The sequence below is a fragment of the Methyloparacoccus sp. NF-16 genome, assembly GCF_056880625.1.
Genome location: NZ_CP174130.1, coordinates 717,824 through 736,513, shown reverse-complemented (window position 1 = coordinate 736,513; position 18,690 = coordinate 717,824). Strand labels below are relative to the sequence as shown.

The 18,690-nt window shown below is 66.1% G+C and carries 23 protein-coding genes, 1 tRNA gene and 1 pseudogene; 19 read left to right on the top strand and 6 right to left on the bottom strand.

The window, feature by feature from the left end; genetic code table 11:
• Positions 1 to 2,492 precede the first annotated feature (2,492 nt).
• The 13 genes and pseudogenes from ACH5N8_RS03610 to ACH5N8_RS03550 all read left to right on the top strand — a co-directional run bounded on the left by ACH5N8_RS03610 (position 2,493) and on the right by ACH5N8_RS03550 (position 9,552).
• Positions 2,493 to 2,888 (top strand): hypothetical protein, encoded by a 396-nt coding sequence (locus ACH5N8_RS03610; protein WP_483282530.1) that lies wholly within the window; start codon positions 2,493 to 2,495, stop codon positions 2,886 to 2,888.
• Positions 2,889 to 2,957: 69 nt separating this feature from the next.
• Positions 2,958 to 3,182 (top strand): hypothetical protein, encoded by a 225-nt coding sequence (locus ACH5N8_RS03605; RefSeq protein WP_483282529.1) that lies wholly within the window; start codon positions 2,958 to 2,960, stop codon positions 3,180 to 3,182.
• Between the two features lie 73 nt (positions 3,183 to 3,255).
• A complete protein-coding gene (locus tag ACH5N8_RS03600) occupies positions 3,256 to 3,495 on the top strand; it encodes a hypothetical protein (protein ID WP_483282528.1) in 240 nt (79 codons plus the stop codon).
• Positions 3,492 to 4,148 (top strand): hypothetical protein, encoded by a 657-nt coding sequence (locus tag ACH5N8_RS03595; protein ID WP_483282527.1) that lies wholly within the window; start codon positions 3,492 to 3,494, stop codon positions 4,146 to 4,148. The genes ACH5N8_RS03600 and ACH5N8_RS03595 overlap by 4 nt, the downstream gene beginning before the upstream one ends.
• Positions 4,145 to 4,663: a J domain-containing protein gene (locus tag ACH5N8_RS03590; RefSeq protein ID WP_483282526.1), complete on the top strand. Its 519-nt coding sequence runs from the start codon at positions 4,145 to 4,147 to the stop codon at positions 4,661 to 4,663. The genes ACH5N8_RS03595 and ACH5N8_RS03590 overlap by 4 nt, the downstream gene beginning before the upstream one ends.
• Before the next feature lie 178 nt (positions 4,664 to 4,841).
• On the top strand, positions 4,842 to 5,075 hold the full coding sequence (locus tag ACH5N8_RS03585) for a hypothetical protein (RefSeq protein WP_483282525.1): 234 nt from the start codon (positions 4,842 to 4,844) through the stop codon (positions 5,073 to 5,075).
• On the top strand, positions 5,072 to 5,254 hold the full coding sequence (locus ACH5N8_RS03580) for a hypothetical protein (RefSeq protein WP_483282524.1): 183 nt from the start codon (positions 5,072 to 5,074) through the stop codon (positions 5,252 to 5,254). Before ACH5N8_RS03585 ends, ACH5N8_RS03580 begins: the two co-directional genes overlap by 4 nt.
• A complete protein-coding gene (bet, locus tag ACH5N8_RS03575) occupies positions 5,251 to 6,114 on the top strand; it encodes a phage recombination protein Bet (RefSeq protein WP_483282523.1) in 864 nt (287 codons plus the stop codon). Before ACH5N8_RS03580 ends, bet begins: the two co-directional genes overlap by 4 nt.
• Complete coding sequence (locus ACH5N8_RS03570; RefSeq protein WP_483282522.1) at positions 6,111 to 7,715, top strand: lambda-exonuclease family protein; 1,605 nt, start codon at positions 6,111 to 6,113, stop codon at positions 7,713 to 7,715. Before bet ends, ACH5N8_RS03570 begins: the two co-directional genes overlap by 4 nt.
• Positions 7,712 to 7,957, top strand: coding sequence for a hypothetical protein (locus ACH5N8_RS03565; protein ID WP_483282521.1), 246 nt, complete (start codon positions 7,712 to 7,714; stop codon positions 7,955 to 7,957). The genes ACH5N8_RS03570 and ACH5N8_RS03565 overlap by 4 nt, the downstream gene beginning before the upstream one ends.
• 106 nt (positions 7,958 to 8,063) lie before the next feature.
• Positions 8,064 to 8,243, top strand: coding sequence for a hypothetical protein (locus ACH5N8_RS03560; protein ID WP_483282520.1), 180 nt, complete (start codon positions 8,064 to 8,066; stop codon positions 8,241 to 8,243).
• Positions 8,240 to 8,398: pseudogene (locus tag ACH5N8_RS03555) on the top strand (helix-turn-helix domain-containing protein); the annotation flags it as partial. The gene ACH5N8_RS03560 and the pseudogene ACH5N8_RS03555, both read left to right, overlap by 4 nt.
• A gap of 71 nt (positions 8,399 to 8,469) precedes the next feature.
• The gene (locus ACH5N8_RS03550; protein WP_483282519.1) at positions 8,470 to 9,552 is read left to right on the top strand and encodes a tyrosine-type recombinase/integrase; all 1,083 of its coding nucleotides are present in this window, start codon (positions 8,470 to 8,472) and stop codon (positions 9,550 to 9,552) included.
• A gap of 6 nt (positions 9,553 to 9,558) precedes the next feature.
• Here ACH5N8_RS03550 and ACH5N8_RS03545 read toward each other — a convergent pair.
• Positions 9,559 to 9,635: transfer RNA gene (locus ACH5N8_RS03545), tRNA-Pro, on the bottom strand.
• Between the two features lie 319 nt (positions 9,636 to 9,954).
• Between ACH5N8_RS03545 and ACH5N8_RS03540 the strand changes: the two genes are divergently transcribed.
• Complete coding sequence (locus tag ACH5N8_RS03540) at positions 9,955 to 10,200, top strand: hypothetical protein (protein ID WP_483282518.1); 246 nt, start codon at positions 9,955 to 9,957, stop codon at positions 10,198 to 10,200.
• A gap of 488 nt (positions 10,201 to 10,688) precedes the next feature.
• Here the strand turns inward: ACH5N8_RS03540 and ACH5N8_RS03535 are convergent, their stop codons facing one another.
• Positions 10,689 to 13,058, bottom strand: a complete 2,370-nt coding sequence (locus ACH5N8_RS03535; RefSeq protein ID WP_483282517.1) for a penicillin acylase family protein — start codon at positions 13,056 to 13,058, stop codon at positions 10,689 to 10,691.
• Between the two features lie 145 nt (positions 13,059 to 13,203).
• Here ACH5N8_RS03535 and rph point away from each other — a divergent pair, with 145 nt between their 5' ends.
• Positions 13,204 to 13,929 carry a ribonuclease PH gene (gene rph, locus ACH5N8_RS03530; protein ID WP_483282516.1) on the top strand — a complete coding sequence of 242 codons (726 nt, stop codon included), beginning with the start codon at positions 13,204 to 13,206 and terminating at the stop codon, positions 13,927 to 13,929.
• A 61-nt stretch (positions 13,930 to 13,990) separates the two neighbouring features.
• Here the strand turns inward: rph and ACH5N8_RS03525 are convergent, their stop codons facing one another.
• Entirely contained in the window at positions 13,991 to 14,569 is a 579-nt protein-coding gene (locus ACH5N8_RS03525; protein WP_483282515.1) for a beta-class carbonic anhydrase, read from the bottom strand.
• Between the two features lie 116 nt (positions 14,570 to 14,685).
• Between ACH5N8_RS03525 and rdgB the strand changes: the two genes are divergently transcribed.
• Positions 14,686 to 15,297, top strand: coding sequence for an RdgB/HAM1 family non-canonical purine NTP pyrophosphatase (gene rdgB / locus ACH5N8_RS03520; protein ID WP_483282514.1), 612 nt, complete (start codon positions 14,686 to 14,688; stop codon positions 15,295 to 15,297).
• 8 nt (positions 15,298 to 15,305) lie between these two features.
• Here rdgB and ACH5N8_RS03515 read toward each other — a convergent pair whose 3' ends face one another.
• Positions 15,306 to 16,739 (bottom strand): helicase HerA-like domain-containing protein, encoded by a 1,434-nt coding sequence (locus tag ACH5N8_RS03515; RefSeq protein WP_483282513.1) that lies wholly within the window; start codon positions 16,737 to 16,739, stop codon positions 15,306 to 15,308.
• A 120-nt stretch (positions 16,740 to 16,859) separates the two neighbouring features.
• Between ACH5N8_RS03515 and ACH5N8_RS03510 the strand changes: the two genes are divergently transcribed.
• Positions 16,860 to 17,300: a gamma-glutamylcyclotransferase family protein gene (locus ACH5N8_RS03510; RefSeq protein WP_483282512.1), complete on the top strand. Its 441-nt coding sequence runs from the start codon at positions 16,860 to 16,862 to the stop codon at positions 17,298 to 17,300.
• On the opposite strand, the gene ACH5N8_RS03505 is transcribed toward ACH5N8_RS03510, so the two are convergent.
• Together ACH5N8_RS03505 and ACH5N8_RS03500 are read right to left on the bottom strand one after the other, a co-directional pair.
• On the bottom strand, positions 17,281 to 17,466 hold the full coding sequence (locus ACH5N8_RS03505) for a hypothetical protein (RefSeq protein ID WP_483282511.1): 186 nt from the start codon (positions 17,464 to 17,466) through the stop codon (positions 17,281 to 17,283). The genes ACH5N8_RS03510 and ACH5N8_RS03505 overlap by 20 nt on opposite strands.
• Positions 17,467 to 17,471: 5 nt before the next feature.
• Positions 17,472 to 18,059 carry an alpha-ketoglutarate-dependent dioxygenase AlkB family protein gene (locus ACH5N8_RS03500; RefSeq protein WP_460028644.1) on the bottom strand — a complete coding sequence of 196 codons (588 nt, stop codon included), beginning with the start codon at positions 18,057 to 18,059 and terminating at the stop codon, positions 17,472 to 17,474.
• A 104-nt stretch (positions 18,060 to 18,163) separates the two neighbouring features.
• On the opposite strand from ACH5N8_RS03500, the gene ACH5N8_RS03495 reads away from it, so the two are divergent.
• Positions 18,164 to 18,439: a DUF4389 domain-containing protein gene (locus ACH5N8_RS03495; protein WP_483282510.1), complete on the top strand. Its 276-nt coding sequence runs from the start codon at positions 18,164 to 18,166 to the stop codon at positions 18,437 to 18,439.
• Positions 18,440 to 18,480: 41 nt separating this feature from the next.
• Positions 18,481 to 18,687, top strand: a complete 207-nt coding sequence (locus tag ACH5N8_RS03490) for a heavy-metal-associated domain-containing protein (protein ID WP_460028642.1) — start codon at positions 18,481 to 18,483, stop codon at positions 18,685 to 18,687.
• The last annotated feature ends 3 nt before the right edge of the window (positions 18,688 to 18,690 follow it).

The window sequence follows — 18,690 nt, the reverse complement described above, 5'->3', positions numbered from 1 at the left end:
GTAGACCTCGCGGCCCGCTCGCTGCGCTCACGGTCACGCTCGGCAGTTGCGGCCCCGGCTGACTTGGGTCCCACGCCGGGGGCCGTGGGGCGTGGCGTTCGCGGTGCTCACGTCAGTTGGGTCCGCCACCTCCCCCGCCCACCATTGCCCTACCTGCAACCCCGCCCCGCCTTGGTTTCTGCCTGCCGCGCTTTGGCCTCCCGGGTCCTTGTCCTCAACGGGCAATGGCGTTCGGTTGTCGGGGCGAAAACCCAAGCATCCGGCATCGGCTTTGATCACTCCGCTTTTGGCGGAATATCGGTCCATGACGCTTCCATAGCGGTTTCTCTCGTCCGTCTTTGGCCTGTTGGCGGCTGCTGTTTATCCGGCCTCACCTTTACGCCAGACGGGTAGTCTTGCCATGCCGGTTCGTTTAGGCGTGCCCCCGCGCCTGGAACAGGACCACCCAGCAGCCGGCGTCGTGCGGGCGCGGGGTCGGGCTGCTATGGGCTACGCTGCGCTCCGGTCAGCCGTCAGCAAGGCGGGGCATCAAAACCCGATCAAGAAACACGAGCGCTGCGGCCCCGCCTGCCAGCCGTCTGACTGCCCCTGCGCATCCCTCACGCAATCCCTTGCAGGGCAATCCCCGGGTTTGCATACGCCCCGGGCGGATGGCAGGACGGAGTTTCGATAGCGGAGCGGCAGGTTCGCCTAGCGGTCTGCGCCGGTTCGCCTCATTCCAGCGCCAGCACGCCCGCCCGCCGAGCGCGGCTGTCTTGTGTCGCCAGCGCCAGCGCCGGCATCAATCGAGGCGCACGGCAGGCGGGGCGCTGTCGCCTCCATTCGGCTGCACCCGCACACGCCCGCAAGGCTCACGGCAGGCGTTCCCGAGTGCCTGTCTCATCGGTCTTGCTGGCTGGCCCGGAGTACCGGCCCAGCGATGGGCGGACACGTTCCCGCGTGGTGGCCGGCAGGCAGAGCGGTCAGCGCCGCTTTGTGCCGTTCCGTCGCCCGCACGCCTGCCCGCCAAGCGCGGTCATGTCCGGTTCGCCGCGTCCGCCGCTGGCCAAGGTGGCGCCAGTCGGGCGGGGCGCGGGCAACTCCACGCCACGGCATCGGCACACGCCCGCACTGCCCGCCGTTCCAGGCTTCTGGCACTCCAGACGCTGCGGTCTTGCTGTCGCTCCCGGAGTTCCGGCAGCGCCGTTGTTTAGGTCCGCTCGTCGCGGCTCTGGCTGGCGGCGCGCCTAGTCCCTCACGGAGCGCCACTCAGCCGCCGCCACGCCCACCGGAGGCCATCCATGGCCAGAACGCCCGGCCTCCTTGCCCGGCTTCAAGCCGGACCCATGGCTTAGCCGTGCCCGGTCGCGGCCAATAGCGGCCCTGCGGCCGTCCGGCTACCGCTTTCAGTCGGGCCCAGGCGGTCGGCATCGGTGGCACTCCGCCCAGCGAGTTGGTTGATGACGCGCCCGGAGTACCTGCCGCTTTCTGCGGTGCGCTCGGCTGCGTGTTCGGCGTGGGGTCTCGCCCTGGACCCTCCTTTCAGCTCACGCCTCCCAGCCTTCGTGCCTCTGTTCGCCGCTCTTCATGTGGGCAGGCAAACCAAGGGGCTGTTTCTGTGTGTCCGCAGCGGAATACCGCAGCGGATCATGGGGATTCGACCGGATCGCGGCCTGTCGGCAAATCCCGGGGTTGCTCGTGACGCCTACCGGCACTCGCTAGACCGGGTGGCCAGCGCGTGGGTACACGCCCTGTCGGCAATCCCAGTGTCCGCCCGTGCGCTCGTCTGCACGTCTTCGCCCAGCACCCGGGCGGACTGATGTCGCGGCACGGCCCGCGAGGTCGCGGCCTGTGCGGAAAACCCCGTGTTCGCCGACCCCCTCACTTCCAGGCAGTCAGTCAGGGCGCCGGCGAACTGACAGGGTGGCACCCCAGCGGAGTACCGCTCGGGCGCGAAAACCTTGGAGACGCGCGGTCGTGACTGCCTTATTCCGGGACTCCCTCCATTCCCGCTACGCCCACCGGTTGTGTCGAATTCGCCAGCGGGGTACCGCCGGCTGTGTCGGTGCGGTCGGCTTCACTCCATTCCGGTCGCCCTGCATCGCGGCAGACACTCTCGCGCCGTGGACCCGGCGGGCTTCGCCAAATCCTCGGCTTGTTCAGGCCGTGCCGTGTTCTCCCCCACACCACGGGCAGTCAGTATTTGCCGAAGGGTCAGGACCGTGCGCAAGGGTGCATCCAGCGCCTTCCCCGCGTGTCACGGTCGCGGGTTAATCGATGCGCGTTCCCCGCGTATCCGCTGCGCACTATGCAAGCGGCTTTCGCGGCATAAACGGTTTGCTCCCCCTTGCCGCCCTCATTCGTGCCAGCCGCGTTCAGGCTCAGCGCGGCGGCAACGGGTCCCCCCCATTTATTCCACGTCCGCTGGCATTCCAGCCCCTTCGGCAAATGTGCGCCGTTAAGGCGGTGTGGGGGGGCTGTGTCGGTTCAACAAGCGTTATTTGGAGGGTGCCATGGCAACAACAGCAAACACTCAAGGCCGCGGATTCGTGGCTGTTCAAGGCCGGCGCCATGCGCCGATCGTGGCGCGGGCGGGCAAAGGGTACGTCTGGGCGCGTCGGGTTCTGCCTGGCGGCCTCGGCTGGCATCCGGCGCCGCCGTGTCTGTTCATTGCATACGAGTCGGGCGCTCAGGCTTGCGCCGACATGGCCCGGGTCCGGGCTGTCCTCGGCTGGTCCTGCTCGGTTTCACGGGGCACGGCCGGTTCGCAAGTGGTCCAGGCGGTCACGGGTTCCGTTCCGCCGTTCGTGCTCAAGGTGCGCCTGCCGGCTGGCGTCACTGGGCGCGCGGCTTACGCCGACATTGCCACGGTCTGCGGGTCGGGTTTCCGCCCGGGTTTCCTCGCCTAGTTTTTCCATCCCTCAACCCGGCGGCTGCGCCGCCGGGTCTGGGGCTCATCACCCACGGAGGTTTTCACCATGTCCGATTCCATCTCATCAGTTCTCGTTCCAGCGGCCGATCACCGCGCGGCCTATCTGGCAGCCGGCTTTGCCAGTCGCCGCGAGTATCTGCTCAACCTGGCCGAAGAGTATGGCGTGGAGCCCTCAACAGTTTTCTGTATGGCCCATGCCCTCGGTCCGTCGGAAGACTTCGACGGTCTGGTTACCGCGCTGGAAGACGGCGAGGGTCGCTGGTTCGAGTAGGCCGCTTTTGCCCCCGGATTCCAGCGGCTGCGCCGCTGGGTCCTGGGATCACCACAATTTTCGGGGATCTGTCATGCCTCAATTCGTCATCATCAATTCGGCCGGTTATTTCATGCGGCTGGTTTCGGAAAAGGATCCCGCTTCCGCGCTGGCGGGGTTCGCCGCGTCGGCAAAGCTGCCGGTTACCCATCTGGTGTGTCGGCCGGCTACGCCGCGCCTGGTGCGCGAGTATCACCGTCAACGGTCGGTGTCGGGTATCGGTTTCGAATCCTGCCTGGCCCCGTGGGCATTACCGGGCGGGGGTGCGCAATGAAGGCCGGGGCTACCTCGGGGTTCATCGTGGCGGTGTGCGGTTCGCGCGTTCTGCCTGCCGGGTTGCGGCCGCAAGTCGAACGGGTCACGGCTTATCTGCTCGATGCCGGGGCCGGGTTGGCGGTCGGTTGCTGCGTGGGCGTCGACGAATGCGTTATCCGGGCCTCGGCCCGGTTTGGCTGGTCGCGCACGACGGTCTGGTCCGCGTTCGGGCCGGTGTCCCCGGTTCTGGCTCCGCCGCCACGGCATTACACGGCGGTCGGGGCATGGTCGGGTTCCGCGCTGGCCGCTGTCGCCGAGCATCGGCAACGGGGCGGGCTGGTCATGCCCTGGGCGGGCGGTGGTCCAGAGGTGCCGCTGAAAGCGCGCCTGGCCCAACGCACCCGCACGGTCATCGCCGACGCCACGGCCTCGGCGGTGGTGTTGTTCAGTTCCCCCCGGTCGCATGGGTCGGCGCTGGCCTGCCGTCTGGCGCTGGCCCGGGGCCTGCCGCTGTTCGCCTTTCCGCTGGGCTTTTCGGGTTCCCTGTTGCCGGCTCCGGGGCCGGGCGCCTGGCGGTCCATCACGGGGCCGGGCTGCTGGGCGCAAGCCTGGCGCTGGTTTCCCGCGCAAGTGTTCCACCCTGCCTGCAACCCCGTGGAGGTCATGCCATGAAACTGCAAGACGCGCTCAACGTGCTGGGGCTTACCGGCTCCAACATTACCTTGGAACAGGCCAAGGCCGCCTATCGGCGGGCCTCGCAGAAATATCACCCCGACAGGAACCCGGGCGGTTTGCAAATGATGCAGGCGGTGAACGCCGCCTGGCAGGTCCTGCAGGGCCTGGATTGGGATCGTCCGGTGAACGCCGAGCCCTCGGCGAATGCCGACTATGGCGACGCGCTGAATGCCGCGATCAATGCCGTGGTCGATCTGGCCGGCTTGCGCTTGGAGGTTTGCGGCGCCTGGGTGTGGGTGTCGGGTGACACGAAGACCCACAAGGCCGCGCTGAAAGCCGCGGGCTTTTTCTGGGCGTCGAAAAAATTCATGTGGTACTTCCGCCCGCCCGAATGGCGCTCATCCAATCGCGGGCAGTGGGACATGGACAAAATCCGCGAAGTGCATGGGTCCGAGTCCGTCAGCCGTGGCCGGCGGCAACCGGAAGCCGATCGGGAGCGGCTGCAGCCATGAAGCAGGGTGGCATATCCGGCTTGCGCCTACAGTGCCCACCGGGGCAGACATGCCACGGTCGAAACATAGCACACGGGGCCGGCCCTGTGCGTGTAGCACACAAAAAGGGCTTTTTTTGCTTGATATTATGCGCTGCAAGCATTACAGTTTTGCGCATAGCTCAGAACCAAGGGTGCGAATGATGGACGCAGACGCAAAGAGGCAGGCCGCTCGGGCGGTCTGGGAGGAGAAGGTGAGTTACTCGGTCGCGCTGTCGCCGGTCGAGTTGGATCAAGTGCTTTCCGAGTTGGATAGCGGGCAGGTGGCCGGCGCCCGGGCGCGGCTGCGGCTCTACCTCAATCGCTCATTCGAAGCCTGGTATCTGGCCCATCAACAGGCGGCGCTCATGGCCGCGAAGGAGGAATGGGCATGAACGAAGCGCTGTTTCTCGTGCTGTTCCTGGCCGGCTGGTGCGCGGTGCTGTGCCTGGCCGGTCTGCTCTGTCACGTCTGGCGCTGGGTCGTCCAGTGGCTAAACAACGCGGTGGACGTCGAGCCTCCGCAAACCTACATCCCCGCGAGTTTGCGGGAACTATCCGAGGAGGACGTATGAACGCGGTAACGCCACTCAGGCCGGGTCAGTCGGCCGCAACGGATGCGGACCTGGTGCAGGTTCTGGAATCCAGTTTCTACCCGGGTGCGTCGCCCGAGTCCATCGGCCTGGTGCTGGGCTACTGCCTGGCCGCGGGGCTCGATCCGATGCAAAGGCCCGTGCATATCGTGCCCATGTGGGACGAGAAGCGGGGGCGCTATCGGGATGTGATCATGCCCGGGATCGGGCTCTATCGCACCGGCGCGGCGCGCACGGGCGAATATGCCGGCATCGGAGATCCAGAGTTCGGGCCGGATGTGTCGGAGCGTATCGGCTCTGTCGATATCACCTATCCCCAGTGGTGCCGGGTCACGGTCAAGCGGGCGCTCAAGTCCGGGGCCGTGGTCGAGTTCTCGGCCCGCGAGTTCTGGAAGGAAAACTATGCCGCCAAGGGCGGTAAACAAAAGGACATCTCCCCCAATGCCATGTGGTCACGGCGGCCTTACGGAATGCTCGCAAAGTGCGCCGAAGCCCAGGCCTTGCGCAAGGCGTTTCCGGAGTTGGGATCGGCGCCAACGGCGGAGGAAATGATCGGCCAAGCCGTCGAGCTGGAAGCCGAAGCGCAGCCCATCAGTCCAGCGGCTAGCCCCGCAATCGCGGCCCTGCCTGTCGCCAGTGACGAAGACTTTGCCATCAGTCTGCAGAAGTTCGCCGCCCTTGTGAACAGCGGCAAGAAATCAGCCGGCGACATTCTCGCCACGGTATCCAGCAAGTACGACCTCACGCCCGAACAGCGGCAAGCCATTGCCGCGCTCGATCAGCCCCAGTCCGACGCCAACGCCGCTTGGCTCAACAGCTACAACCCGGAGGATCCATCATGAACGCACCCACCACACATAACCTGGTCCAGGGTTCGCCCGAATGGCATGCGCACCGGGCCGGCAGTTTCAACGCATCCGACGCCGCCGCCATGCTGGGGTTGTCGCCCTACAAAACCCGCGAACAACTGCTAGCCGAGAAGGCGAGCGGCATCACGCCGGAAGTCGACGCCGAGACACAGGCAAGGTTCGACCGGGGGCATGCCTTCGAAGCGCAGGCGCGGCCGTGGGCCGAAGCGCTGATAGGCGAGGAACTTTACCCAGTGACCATGTCAAGGCAAGTTTCCGGGCTTAACCTTTCCTCCAGCATGGACGGGCTCACCCTCGCGGGTGATGTCGCCTGGGAGCATAAGACGCTGTCCGCCCGTGTCGGTCGGCTGCTGGCAGACGGTGAAGTCCCCAACGATTACCGGCCGCAGCTCGAGCAAATCTTGCTCGTCAGCGGGGCAGAGCGGGTGCTGTTCATGGCCAGTTCGGGCAATCGCGAGGATATGCAGTGCGTCTGGTACGAATCGATACCCGTTCTCCGCCAGCAACTCATCGTCGGCTGGCAACGGTTCGCGATCGACCTGGCCAAGTATCAACCCAGCGCCGCCCAGCCGGAGCCGGTCGCGAGTCCCATCAGCCAACTGCCGGCGCTGGTCGTCGAGCTAGAGGGGCGCGTGGTGTCCACCAACCTGGCGCGGTTCATGGGCGCGGCCGATGCGCTGGTCTGCGCCATCAAGACCAACCTGGAATCGGATCAGGATTTCGCCGACGCCGAGGCTACCGTGAAGTTCTGCAAGCAGGCCGAGGATAGGCTTGATTTGGTCAAGAAGCAGGCCCTGTCCCAAACGGCCGACATCGAGGAAATCTTCCGGGTCATGGACGGGCTCAAGGAAAAGCTCAGATCCACGCGCTTGCAGCTCGACAAGCAGATCAAGGCCCGCAAGGAGCAGGTACGGGCTGAACTGGTGGCCGAGTTCCATCGGCAACTGGTTGCCCACGTCGACGCGCTCAACGCCGGCAACGGGGCGCACTGGCAGCACTACCCGGCGCCCGCCCTGCTGGGTGACGCCATCAAGGGGCTGAAATCGATTGCCTCATGCCGCAACGCCCTGGAAGCCAAGTGCAGCGAGTTGCGCACGGAATTGAGCCGCGCGGCCGATCGTCTGGCGCGCAATCGCGAGAGCCTGTGTCACCCGGTCTGCGACTGGTATTCACTCTTTCCGGACTTCGCCGAGGTCGGCACCAAGAACGACGAAGACTTTGACGCCCTCGCCGAGTTACGCATCCGCAAGCATCGGGAAAGCATCGTCGAAGCTCAGCTCAAGGCGAGCGAACAAGCCGAAGCCGAGCAGGCCGCAGCCGCGGCCGTCGCCCAAGCCGCCGCCGCCCAGCCTGCGCCAAAGCCGGAAGCGGCCCGGGTCGAAATCCCCGAAGAGCCGGTAGAACCCGAGAGTTTGGGTGTGCTGCTGTTCGATCTCACCGAGATTCAAGCTTTCCTCAAGGAGCGCGACTTCGGCAAAGAGCATTCGCACATTCGTTCGGTACTGGTCGAGTTCTGCAAGTTCGTGGCCAAGCGTCGCGCCGACGCTCATCAACGCCAACAGGAGGCCGCATGAACGCCCTGGCTTTCGGCGCTGGCGACAGCGCCACCTGGCCCGCCTGCAGCGGGCATGTTAACGATCCGCGCAGCCCGGAAATGTCGGACTTCGACGCCTGGGAGGAGACGGTCAGTTACTGGGAGATTCTCGACGCCGGCACCATCGATAGCGTCCTGTATGAGATGCGGCACGGGAGCCCGGACGCCGCCCGCGCCCAGCTTGAAGAAGCCCTGAAAGTCGAACACCGGAAGGCGGCATGAGCGCCGCCCAAGTCATCGGCGCGATAGTCATCCTGGCGGTCCTGGCCGGTCTGGTCTGGGCCGCTGGCCTGCCGGGTGAACCCGGCGAACTGGAGGAGTGGGATCCATGACCGACACACCCAAACAGCACTGCGTCTGGACCGAGGACATCGACGGCAAGTGGGACACGGACTGCGGGGAATGCTTCGCCTTTGTCGACGGCAACCCCGAGTCGAACGACTTTGCATTCTGCTGCTTCTGCGGGAATGCGCTGCTGGCGGAGCCGCTCACGGAGGATGGCGAATGACGACCGACGCCCCCCTGCTGCTGAACCTCGCCGACGCCGCCGCCCAGTTGGGCGGGGTCTCGGTGCGGACCGTGCGCCGGCTGATCGAGGCCGGTGATCTGCCAACCGTGCGCGTCATGGGCCGCGTGACGATCCCCAGCACGGCGATTGCCGCATGGGTTGCCGAATCTTTGCGCTCTACGCATAATGACAGGCGCGCGGGGCATCGACCACAGGAGACAACGAGATGCCCTACAAACGAGAAGATAGTCCCATTTACTGGGCGAGCTACACCGACCCAAGCGGGAAGCGCGTTAGACGCTCTACTGGCACGACCGACAAACGGGAAGCCGCCGCGCTCGAAGCACGCTGGAAGCTCGAAGCCCACGAAGCGCGGCAATGGGGACGGGAACCCGACCGGGAAATTGAGGCCGTGATGCTGGCCTTCCTCAAGGCCAAGAGCGACAAGCGCAGCCATGAGGACGACCTGCTGCATGCCAGACGCTGGCGGCAGTTGCTGCCAGGGCGGACCGTGCAAAGCCTCAAGCCGGCGGATATTCACGGCTACATCGCCGCGCGGAAAGAGACCGGGGTGAGTAACAGCACGGTCAACCGTGAACTGGCCTTTCTCGCGGCCTGCATCGGCTGGTGTAACCGTGAACTGGGGTGGGCCCTGCCCAACCCGATTCAGGGGCGAAAGCTCAAGGAACCGGAAGGCCGGACCCGCTGGCTGTCGCTGGGAGAGGCTGAAAAGCTGGTCGACGCCGCCAGCTCGAACGAACGGGCGCCGTACCTGGCTGACTTCCTGGCGCTGGCCCTAAATACCGGGATGCGCCGGGGTGAAATGCTGGGGCTGGAGTGGGCGAGGGTGAACCTCCATGCGGGCACGATCCGCCTGGAGGCTCAGCACACAAAGGCAGGAAAAAGCCGCACGGTGCCGGTGAATGATAGCGCACGGGCCGCGCTCATCAATCGGGCGAGGTTTCGCGCTGAGACGTGTCCGGATTCGCCGTGGGTCTTCGCCAACGCGGCCGGAGCACGGATCACCTGCATCAAGCGGTCATTCGCGACGGCTTGCCGGGTGGCTGGGATTGAGGATTTTCGGATTCATGATCTGCGCCACACCTGCGCTGCTTGGCTGGTGTCCGCGGGAGTGCCGTTGCCGGAGGTCCGGGACCTGCTGGGTCATAGTTCGGTCACAATGACCGAGCGCTATGCCCATCTGGCCCAGGACAACATCCGGGCGGCGGTTGGTCGGCTGGACCAGATGTCACGATCTGGTCACGCCGGCCGTTCGGAGCTTAGTGGTATGGGGTACCTAAGCTCCTGATTTAATTGGTCGGGGAGACAGGATTCGAACCTGCGACCCCCTGCACCCCATACAGGTGCGCTACCAGGCTGCGCTACACCCCGAAAGAACGGCATCATAACGAGAGAGCGCCATTAAGTCAAAAATCAGGTGGTGTTGCCGAAGTGGGTGATCCCCCCAGACGCAAAAGCCGGTCGGTCGAACCGCAAGGCGGATGCGTCCTGCTACCCGGTTGCCATGGGGCTGGCCATCGGCTGGGCCTGCTGGCGGGGTGGAGGTTCACCGATGACGGGTTTTGCCTCTGGCCGCTTTCGTGCTGCGATGGGATGGGTGTCGTCCGGGATTCCGGTGGTTTGCCGGGTGGCTGGATAGGTCCGCGTGGTGGCGCGAGCTCGTCTTGGCGAAAGATCGGGCTTGCCTGCGTTGCGTGACATTCTGCCGGACCGGATGATGCCGCTTGCTGCCATTGGCATGCTGGCGTGGGTGCGTCGCCTTGGCGTGCCGCGTAGTGGTTCGGCTTTTTCCATCATGTGCGTGCGCGGCGTGTCTGTGGTGATGGCTGGCCCGGTGGAGGTGGGCCTTGCCATGGCGCCCTTTGGTCGCGGATTTGGTGTGAGCGTGCTGCCGATGGGCGGCTGCCACGACGTTCCGCGAGCCGTGGTGGTGTGACCAGTGGGTTGCCGGCCGTGCGTGGCGGCCGTGTCCTCTTGCCGCATGGCGGGATTTGCGGTGGACGGGGCGATGCCAGGCTGACTGGTCAACCTGCCGATAGCTGCGGACATGGGGCTCCCTGTAACCGGAAAAACTGCGGGAGTAGGATCGCGCACCGCCCCCGCTGCCCATGTCCTCGTCGTCTTCGTCCTCTTCATCCTCCTCGTCCTCGGCCGCGAGGAGGATCGCGCCCTGCCAGGCGGCGGGACTTTGCGTGGGCAGGATCAGGCAGGTCGGGCCGATCGTCAGAAGCAGCAGGGACAGTAGTGTTTGTTTCACCGGGCGTCTGGTTCGGGAAGAAGGTTACCGTCTGGCCGTCTTGCGGCTGGCATCGTGGCCATCCCGGCGGAAAGGCAGATGCGATTGTCCCAGATTTTGCGTGGCGCAGATACGCATGCGGGGTGGTGGTCGCCGGGCGGCGCTCCGGTCATGTTGCCTGTCCCGCTTCAGGGAGGCAGCAGGTGCAACTGGTGCTGGGTCGGGCCGGGCAGGAAGGCGGACATCTGGCCATCGGCCCAGTCGGCCTGCTGGTCGCGGTAATGGGGCGATAGCGGATGCCCCGATTGTCCGCCCGGCATTTGCAGACTGGCAGCCTCCGGATGGTTGGGTGAGAGCACCAGCCGTTCGCTGGCGCCGTTGCGCTCGTGCAGCACCTTTACACAATTGCTGTTGCAGGCGCCGGGGATGGTGGGCATGTCCAGCAAACTTCCGGCCCAGGGTTGCGCGCGGCTGAAGGGATGCTGGATGCGCACGGCGTTGACATGGCGCCATGGCAGTTGCGCCAGGGTGTCCACCCGGTGCCGCTGTTTGAGCTCCCGGGCGCTGTCCAGCAGCATCGCGCGCAGGTAGGCGTTCCAGTCCGGTTGCCCGCGCGCGCTGGCCAGTTGCGGCAGGCCCTGCCGGATCAGGGCCTGCAGGGGGGTATCCAGCTGGCGCCATTGATAGACGAAGTCGGGATCCGCCTGCCGGCAGCGGGCCACCAGAGGGTCGATCAGCGCCTGTGCCAGCACCGACCGCCAATGTACCAGCAGCGCGATACCCCGGCTGTCCGGTGCGAGTTGCCCGTCCCAGCCGGCTATCGCTGCGCGGACCTCGCGGGCCTCTGGTGAGAGGCTGGCGGTTTCCGGCAGCAGGGACAGCGCCAGCAGCCGATAAAACTCATAGAACCCGCCACGCATGTCCAGTTGCAGCGAATGCAGGTCACGCTCGTCGAGTCGCGGCTGTTCGGCCAGTCGCTGGCGGATGCGAAAGGCCCGATAGCCGTTGGCGGGATTGTGGCCAAGGCTATGCGGGTAGTCGCCGCCAACGGTGCGGTTGTTGGCGGTGGCGATATAGCCCTCGGGCGGATTCAGCAGGCGAGGCAGGGACGCCGGCGCCAGGTAACCCGACCAGCCCGCGCCGGTCGCGGCCCAGTTCTGGCTGGTGGCGCCATCGAATCCCCGTCGCTCCGGCAGCAGCCCGGTCAGAGTCCAGGCAATCTGGCCCCGCTCGTCGGCCAGGACGACATTCTGCGGCGGCGCGCCGAAGCGGTTGAAGAGGCGCATGGCGGCGTCCAGGGTCTCGGCCCGGTCGATGTCGAGCAATTCCAGGTTGATCGCGGCCGGATCCAGCGCTGTCCAGCGCAGGGCCACCGGGGCGCCCAGCAGGGGGCGTTCCGGCACCGGGCCCCAGAGGGTCCTGCGGATCGTCAGTTGCTCTGCTGGTGCGTCACGGATTTCGAGGGCCTCCGTCGCCACGTCGAAAGGTTGCCAGCCTTCGGGTGTGCGATAAGCCTCGGGATGGTCCGGGTGGGTTTCCAGCCGGATCAGGTCCAGCACGTCGGCGTTCAGGTTGGTGAATCCCCAGGCGACATGACCGTTGCCGCCGGCCACGAGCAATGGCAGCCCGGGTATCGTCAGGCCATCCAGCCGGTGGTTGGCATAGCGGAGATGGGCGCGATACCACAGGTTGGGTACGCCCAGCGGCAGGTGCATGTCATCGGCAAGAATGGCGCGGCCATCAGCGGTCTTGCTGCCGCTGACCGTCCAATTGTTCGAGCCCAGGGTGAAGTCGTCGGTGCCCACGGCCGAAACCTGTTGCGACTGTCGGCGAGGGTCTGCCAGCAGCGCGGCGATGGCCTCGGTCGGTACCGACCGTTCGGGGCGCCGGGAGCGCTCACCGCCGGCCAGTGTGCGATCGAAGGCATCCGTATCGGGGGTCAGAAAGCCCGCCACCGCCGCCGGCAGGCAGGCCTGCATCAGCGTCAGCATGCGCTCCTCGGCCTCCGTGTCGGTCAGGGTCTGGAACATCGAGGCGCCGATCAGCAGGCTGTCCGCTGGTGCCCAGCGCGCGGGCCGATAGTGCAGCAGACGGAATTCGGGCGGGAATTCCCGGGCTGTATCGATGACGGCATTGACGCCCGCGGTATAGGCGTCCAGCACCGCGCGCTGGTGAGCCGGGAGCCGCGCCACGGCCTGGAGGGCTACCCTGTCGAAGCCGTAGAGACGTTGCCGGCGATCCGCCGCCGCGGCCGGCTGGCCCAGCACCTCGGCCAGCCGGCCGGTCATCCGGCGGCGCAGCAGATCCATTTGGAACAGCCGGTCGCGCGCATGCAGGAAACCGAGCAGACGGTAGGCATCGAGCCGCGAGGCGGCCTGGATTTCGGCAATGCCTCTGGCATCGAAGCGGATCGTCGCGGGCTCGCGCAGTCCCGGCAGCCGGATATCGCCGTCCATTTGCGGCAATGATTGAGCGGCCCGGTCGATCTGGTAGGCGATGGGCGCCACGGCCAGCAACAGCACGAAGCCCAGCAGGAAGACGGCGCGTTTGAGGGTCATGTGATGGACGGATGGTTCATGGTCGGGCTGCACGCGGTCGCCGCCGCCGAGGCGGCATGGGTATCTGCGGAGGAAGCGTCTGGCCGGCAGGGCGGTTCGGATGCATGGGGTATACTGCCCGGTTTTTCGTTCAGCGAGCAATGCCATGAGACCGAGCGGCCGCCAGCCCGATCAGTTGCGTTCCATCCTCATCACGCCCCATTTCACCAAGCATGCCGAAGGTTCGGTCCTGGTCGAGTTTGGTGATACGCGCGTGATCTGCACCGCCAGCATCGAGGAGCGCGTGCCGCCGTTCCTGAAGGGCAAGGGCAGCGGCTGGATCACGGCCGAATACGGCATGCTGCCGCGAGCGACCCACGAGCGTTCCGGTCGCGAGGCGGCGCGGGGCAAGCAGGGTGGTCGCACCATGGAAATCCAGCGGCTGATTGGCCGGTCGCTGCGCGCGGCGCTGGATCTGGAAGCCCTGGGCGAGCGTACCCTCACCATCGACTGCGATGTCATCCAGGCCGACGGCGGTACGCGCACGGCCTCCATCACCGGTGGCTATGTCGCATTGCACCTGGCGGTCGAGCGCCTGATGAAGGCCCGGCGGTTGCGCGCCAATCCGATCCACGGGCAGATTGCCTCGGTTTCGGTGGGTATCTATCAGGGCGTTCCCGTGCTGGATCTGGACTACCGCGAGGACTGCGAGGCGGAGACCGACATGAATGTGGTCATGAACGAGGCCGGCGCCTTCATCGAGGTGCAGGGTACTGCCGAAGGGCATGCCTTCCACCGTCACGAACTGAATGCGATGCTCGATCTGGCAACCCGCGGCATTGCCGATCTGATGCAGCACCAGCGCGAGGCGCTGGAACGGACGCGTTCCTGAGAAAGCCGCGGGCGGGCGGGCCGGCCAGGCCGCCCGCCCTCCATGCCCGGGACGGCGACCGTCAGAGCGGACGGCCGGCGGCCATGGCTTCCGGCACCTCGACCAGCTTGCCGGTCCTGACGTCATAGATGAAGCCGTAGATCGGGATGTAGTTCGGCACCAGGGTATGGTGGCGGATGCGCCGCACGTCTTCCAGCACGCTCTGCTCGTTGTTCCTGAAGGTCAGCCAGTTGAGGTAGCGGCCGTCGGTGGAGCCGGGGTACTGGCCGTTGTCGTGCCAGCCCGTGGCGTCGATGCTGGCGGTGTCCAGGCTGCTGGCCAGGAGATCGCCCATGATGTCGTTGTCGAACAGCTGCATGCCGCAGTCGGTGTGATGGATGACGAAGAACTCCTGGGTGCCGAGCAGCTTGTGCGAGATCACCAGCGAGCGGATGGCGTCGTCGCTGGCGCGGCCGCCGGCGTTGCGGGTGACGTGGGCGTCGCCCTCGGACAGGCCGGCGTACTTGGCCGGGTCGAGCCGGGCATCCATGCAGGTGAGGATGGCGAAGCCGCGTGCCGGCGGCAGGGCCAGGTCACCCTTGGTGAAGCTGGCGGCGTAGCCTTCGTTGGCTTTCAGGACTTCGGTCAGTATCTTGCTCATGGGCGGTATCTCCTCGATATGTTGTTGTTCATGAAAGGGCCGCGTCCACGCCCCGCCATTTGTCCAGGTGGCCTGGCGGAGGGACATGCCGGGCATTCTTCATCCAGGTGCCAACGATGAAAAAAATTCTCCTCGCTAGCGGCAACCCCGGGAAAATCCGCGAGGTCCGGGCGATATTAGCAGAGCATGATTTTTCGGTGATAACGCAGGCCGAATGCGACATCGGCGATGCGGAGGAAACCGGTCTCAGCTTTGTCGAGAACGCCATCCTCAAGGCCCGTCATGCGGCCCGCCTGTCCGGCCTGCCGGCGATCGCCGACGACTCGGGACTGGAAGTCGACGCCCTGGCGGGGGCGCCGGGAATATTTTCCGCCCGCTATGCCGGCATCGGCGCGACCGATGCCGACAACAATGCCAAGCTGCTGGCGGCGCTGGCCGGGGTGGCGGATGCCGGACGCAGCGCCCGTTTCCGCTGTGTCATGGTCTATCTGCGCCACGCGGCCGACCCCAGCCCGATCATCGCCGAGGCCAGCTGGCCGGGACGCATCCTGGCGGCACCCCGGGGTCAGGATGGGTTTGGTTACGATCCCTTGTTCTACCTGCCGGAGCAGGGTTGCACCAGCGCCGAACTGGCGCCGGCGGTGAAGAACCGGCTCAGCCATCGGGGACAGGCCTTGCGTGCCCTGGCCCGGGCGCTCGCCGCCACGGCCGGAACGTCTGGCGGCTGATCGCCCGGTCAGCGGTTGCCCAGCGAGCCCAGGATGCCGCGCAGCAGCTGCCGGCCTAGTTTGCGGCCCAGTTCCGAGCTGGCGGCGGATACGGCGCTCCTGGCCGCCTTTTCCAGGAAGCCTTGCAGCTCCTCGCCAATCACGGATGCCGGTCCGGAAGCCCGCTCTGCCCGCGCGCTCAGGCGCTCATAGGCCGATTCCCGGTCCACCGTCTCGGCGTAGCGCTCCCGATAGGGCGAGCGCTGCAGGATGGTCTCGCGTTCCTCGGCCGTGATGGCGCCCATGCGCGAGCGCGGCGGGCAAATCCTGGCCCGCTCGACCGGGCTGGGTACGCCGCCTTCCGTCAGGGTCGATACCAGCGCCTCGCCCACGGCCAGCTCGGTAATGGCGCCGGCCACATCCAGATCCGGGTTGCTCCGGAAGGTCTCGGCGGCGGCCCGGACGGCCTTCTGGTCCTTGGGCGTGAAAGCCCGCAGGGCATGCTGGATGCGGTTTCCCAGCTGACCCAGAATCTTTTCCGGTATGTCCAGGGGATTCTGGGTGATGAAATAAACGCCCACGCCTTTGGAGCGGATCAGCCGCACGACCTGCTCGACCTTGTCGATCAGCGCCTTGGGCGCATCGTCGAACAGCAGGTGCGCCTCGTCGAAGAAGAATGCCAGCCTGGGCAGGGGGGCGTCGCCGCGCTCCGGCAGGTTTTCGTACAGCTCGGAGAGCAGCCAGAGCAGGAAGGTTGCGTACAGCCTCGGCTTGAGGAACAGGCGGTCGGCTGCCAGAATGTTGATGTGCCCGCGCCCGTCCAGGGTGGTCTGCATCAGATCCTCCAGGCGCAGCGAGGGTTCGCCGAAGAAATGTTCGGCGCCTTCCTGTTCCAGGGTCAGCAGTTCGCGCTGCAGGATGCCGAGGGTCTGGCGGCTGATGGTTCCGTAATCCTGGGCCAGCTCCGCGGCATGGTCGGCGGCGTGGCTGATCAGCGCCTGCAGATCCTTGAGATCCAGCAGCAACAGCCCATGATCGTCGGCGTACTTGAACAGCAGGGTCAGCACGCTCTGCTGGATGTCGCTCAGCTCCAGCAGGCGCGAGAGCAGCAGCGGCCCCATGTCGGACAGCGTCGCGCGCACCGGGTGGCCCTGCTCGCCCAGCACATCCCAGAACACCACCGGAAAGGCCTGCGGGCCGTAGTCGCTGACCCCGAGGGTAGCGGCGCGCTCGGCCAGTTTCGGATTGTCCGCGCCCGGGCAGGCCAGCCCGGCGAGATCGCCCTTGATGTCGGCCAGGAAGACGGGAATGCCGAGACGGGAGAAGCCTTCGGCCAGCACCTGCAGGGAGACCGTCTTGCCGGTACCGGTGGCGCCGGCGATCAGGCCATGGCGATTGGCGTAGCGGCCCTCCAGATAACAGGGCGATTTGCCCCGGCCCATCAGGATATGGTGTTCGGACATGCCTATACTTGATGCCAGCACGAAAAGGCCATCAGCTTAAACCCCGGGGCTGGCTGCCTGTCAATGCCATGAGGGTGACCCATGCCGGGTGGGGCCCGGCAATCGGGGAGAGGCACGATCATGTTCAATCTGTTTGCCTACGGAACCCTGCAACTGCCCGAGGTCTTCTGCGCGGTGACGGGGCTGGACCGCATCGGTGAGCCCGCCACGCTGGCGGGATATGCCCGCTATGCCCTGCACGGCCTGACCTATCCCGGCCTGATCGCCGAGCCGGGCGCCGCCACGCAGGGCCTGCTGTATTGCGGGCTCGACGACGGGGCTGCGACATGCCTGGATCATTTCGAGGACGATTTCTACCGCCGCGCAAGCCTCTGGGTGACCACTGTCGGGGGTCGGCGCCACTTGGCGGAGGCATATGTGATCCCGTTCGATGAGTCTGCCGTGATCGACCGCCGGCCTTGGGTGCTCGACGACTTCTGCCGCCAGCATCTGCATGACTTCCTGTCCCGCTGCCTGACGTCCGATTCCCGGGGCGGCCACCTCAGCGCAGTTCGTGCCTGACCGCGCCGCAGCGGGGACAGCGCAGCACGGTCACCAGCCGGCCCTGCCTGACATCGAAGATGCGGGCCTTGTCGATCTCCCACTTGTGGAAGCCGGAACGGCACAGGGTCTTGCCCTGATGCCGCTCCGACGCCTTGGGACGGCGGAACGGGATGATGTCGGCCATGTGCGCTAGCGTGCGGTCTGAATAATGAGGCGGAAGGTCAGGTTGATGCGGGGCGCGGCGAGGGCGGGTTGCCGGGGCACGCGATGTTGCCAGTGCTCCTGGAAGGGGCCGGACATGACCAGGAGGCTCCCTGGCGCCAGTTCCATCCTCAGCCGCTCCCGCGTGTGCCGGTGGCGGATTTCGAAGCGCCGCTCGGCGCCCAGGCTCAGCGAGGCGATGACCGGGCAGGCGCCCAGCTCGGCCTCGGCGTCGGCATGCCAGCCCATCGCGTCCTGGCCGTTCCGGTACAGGTTGCCCAGCACGCTGTTGAAGGGACGCCCAAGCGCGGTTTCCACCCGGGCCCTGAGATCCGCCAGCGTGTCGGTCCAGGCCTGCGGTTCGTGGACGACACCGGCATAACGGTAGACCGCACCGGCATCGCCGTACCAGCAGACGCGCCGGGGCACCTGGACCCTACGCCCCGCGAGGCGGAGACATTCGTCATGCCAGTCCAGCCCGGCCAGCAGGTCCCGGAAGCGGCGCTCGGCTTCGCCGGCCTCGAGAAAGTCCTCCCGGTAGTGGATTTCGCCGTCGCGATTTAGCAGACGATTCATGATTGGGGTATGCTTCCGCGCCAGTTGTCTCCGTGGCTGGCCGCCATTGTAACGGTTGCCGGGTGCGAGGCTTCCCGTTCATTTTTGCGTTGGTGATGTGCCGTATGTCCAGTATCGAACCGAGTGTGACCGATCCGGGAAATTTCTTTGTCCGGCTGTTCTACATCCTTGTCTATGTCATCATCCTCGGCATCGTGCGGTTCGTGCTCTGGGGCGTGTTGCTGGTCCAGGTCCTGCTGCACCTGGTCGGCGCGCAGCCCAATGCCGGCGCTCGTCGGGCCGGGGCGATCGTGGCCGAATACATCTACCGCATCTGGCTGTATCTCAGCTACAGCACCAACGAAAAACCGTTCCCGTTCAACAGCCGCAGCGAGTCCTGAGCTTGTCTGGGGCGCATTCATCCAATACCGAGGAATATGACATGGCCAAGGCAAGCTTCAAGGTTGGCGGCATGAAATGCGGGGGTTGCGAGAAGGCGGTGCAGTCCGCGGCCGATGCCGTTCCCGGCGTCCAGTCGAGCAAGGCGTCCGCCCGGGACGGGCTGGTCGAGGTCGAGTACGATGACGCCACGACCACCCTGGAAGCCATCCAGCAGGCCGTGCAGGCCAAGGGTTATCCTCTGGCCTGAGGT

Bases quoted from the DNA above. Each gene is read 5' to 3' on its own strand.
- ACH5N8_RS03585 (WP_483282525.1), top strand. From the start codon at position 4,842: ATGATGGACGCAGACGCAAAGAGGCAGGCCGCTCGGGCGGTCTGGGAG.
- ACH5N8_RS03590 (WP_483282526.1), top strand. From the start codon at position 4,145: ATGAAACTGCAAGACGCGCTCAACGTGCTGGGGCTTACCGGCTCCAAC.
- ACH5N8_RS03490 (WP_460028642.1), top strand. From the start codon at position 18,481: ATGGCCAAGGCAAGCTTCAAGGTTGGCGGCATGAAATGCGGGGGTTGC.
- ACH5N8_RS03505 (WP_483282511.1), bottom strand. From the start codon at position 17,466: ATGGCCGACATCATCCCGTTCCGCCGTCCCAAGGCGTCGGAGCGGCAT.
- ACH5N8_RS03595 (WP_483282527.1), top strand. From the start codon at position 3,492: ATGAAGGCCGGGGCTACCTCGGGGTTCATCGTGGCGGTGTGCGGTTCG.
- ACH5N8_RS03600 (WP_483282528.1), top strand. From the start codon at position 3,256: ATGCCTCAATTCGTCATCATCAATTCGGCCGGTTATTTCATGCGGCTG.
- ACH5N8_RS03510 (WP_483282512.1), top strand. From the start codon at position 16,860: ATGTTCAATCTGTTTGCCTACGGAACCCTGCAACTGCCCGAGGTCTTC.
- ACH5N8_RS03610 (WP_483282530.1), top strand. From the start codon at position 2,493: ATGGCAACAACAGCAAACACTCAAGGCCGCGGATTCGTGGCTGTTCAA.
- ACH5N8_RS03605 (WP_483282529.1), top strand. From the start codon at position 2,958: ATGTCCGATTCCATCTCATCAGTTCTCGTTCCAGCGGCCGATCACCGC.
- ACH5N8_RS03515 (WP_483282513.1), bottom strand. From the start codon at position 16,739: ATGTCCGAACACCATATCCTGATGGGCCGGGGCAAATCGCCCTGTTAT.
- ACH5N8_RS03580 (WP_483282524.1), top strand. From the start codon at position 5,072: ATGAACGAAGCGCTGTTTCTCGTGCTGTTCCTGGCCGGCTGGTGCGCG.
- ACH5N8_RS03560 (WP_483282520.1), top strand. From the start codon at position 8,064: ATGACCGACACACCCAAACAGCACTGCGTCTGGACCGAGGACATCGAC.
- ACH5N8_RS03535 (WP_483282517.1), bottom strand. From the start codon at position 13,058: ATGACCCTCAAACGCGCCGTCTTCCTGCTGGGCTTCGTGCTGTTGCTG.
- ACH5N8_RS03550 (WP_483282519.1), top strand. From the start codon at position 8,470: ATGCCCTACAAACGAGAAGATAGTCCCATTTACTGGGCGAGCTACACC.
- ACH5N8_RS03525 (WP_483282515.1), bottom strand. From the start codon at position 14,569: ATGAGCAAGATACTGACCGAAGTCCTGAAAGCCAACGAAGGCTACGCC.
- ACH5N8_RS03500 (WP_460028644.1), bottom strand. From the start codon at position 18,059: ATGAATCGTCTGCTAAATCGCGACGGCGAAATCCACTACCGGGAGGAC.
- rdgB (WP_483282514.1), top strand. From the start codon at position 14,686: ATGAAAAAAATTCTCCTCGCTAGCGGCAACCCCGGGAAAATCCGCGAG.
- rph (WP_483282516.1), top strand. From the start codon at position 13,204: ATGAGACCGAGCGGCCGCCAGCCCGATCAGTTGCGTTCCATCCTCATC.
- bet (WP_483282523.1), top strand. From the start codon at position 5,251: ATGAACGCGGTAACGCCACTCAGGCCGGGTCAGTCGGCCGCAACGGAT.
- ACH5N8_RS03495 (WP_483282510.1), top strand. From the start codon at position 18,164: ATGTCCAGTATCGAACCGAGTGTGACCGATCCGGGAAATTTCTTTGTC.
- ACH5N8_RS03570 (WP_483282522.1), top strand. From the start codon at position 6,111: ATGAACGCACCCACCACACATAACCTGGTCCAGGGTTCGCCCGAATGG.
- ACH5N8_RS03565 (WP_483282521.1), top strand. From the start codon at position 7,712: ATGAACGCCCTGGCTTTCGGCGCTGGCGACAGCGCCACCTGGCCCGCC.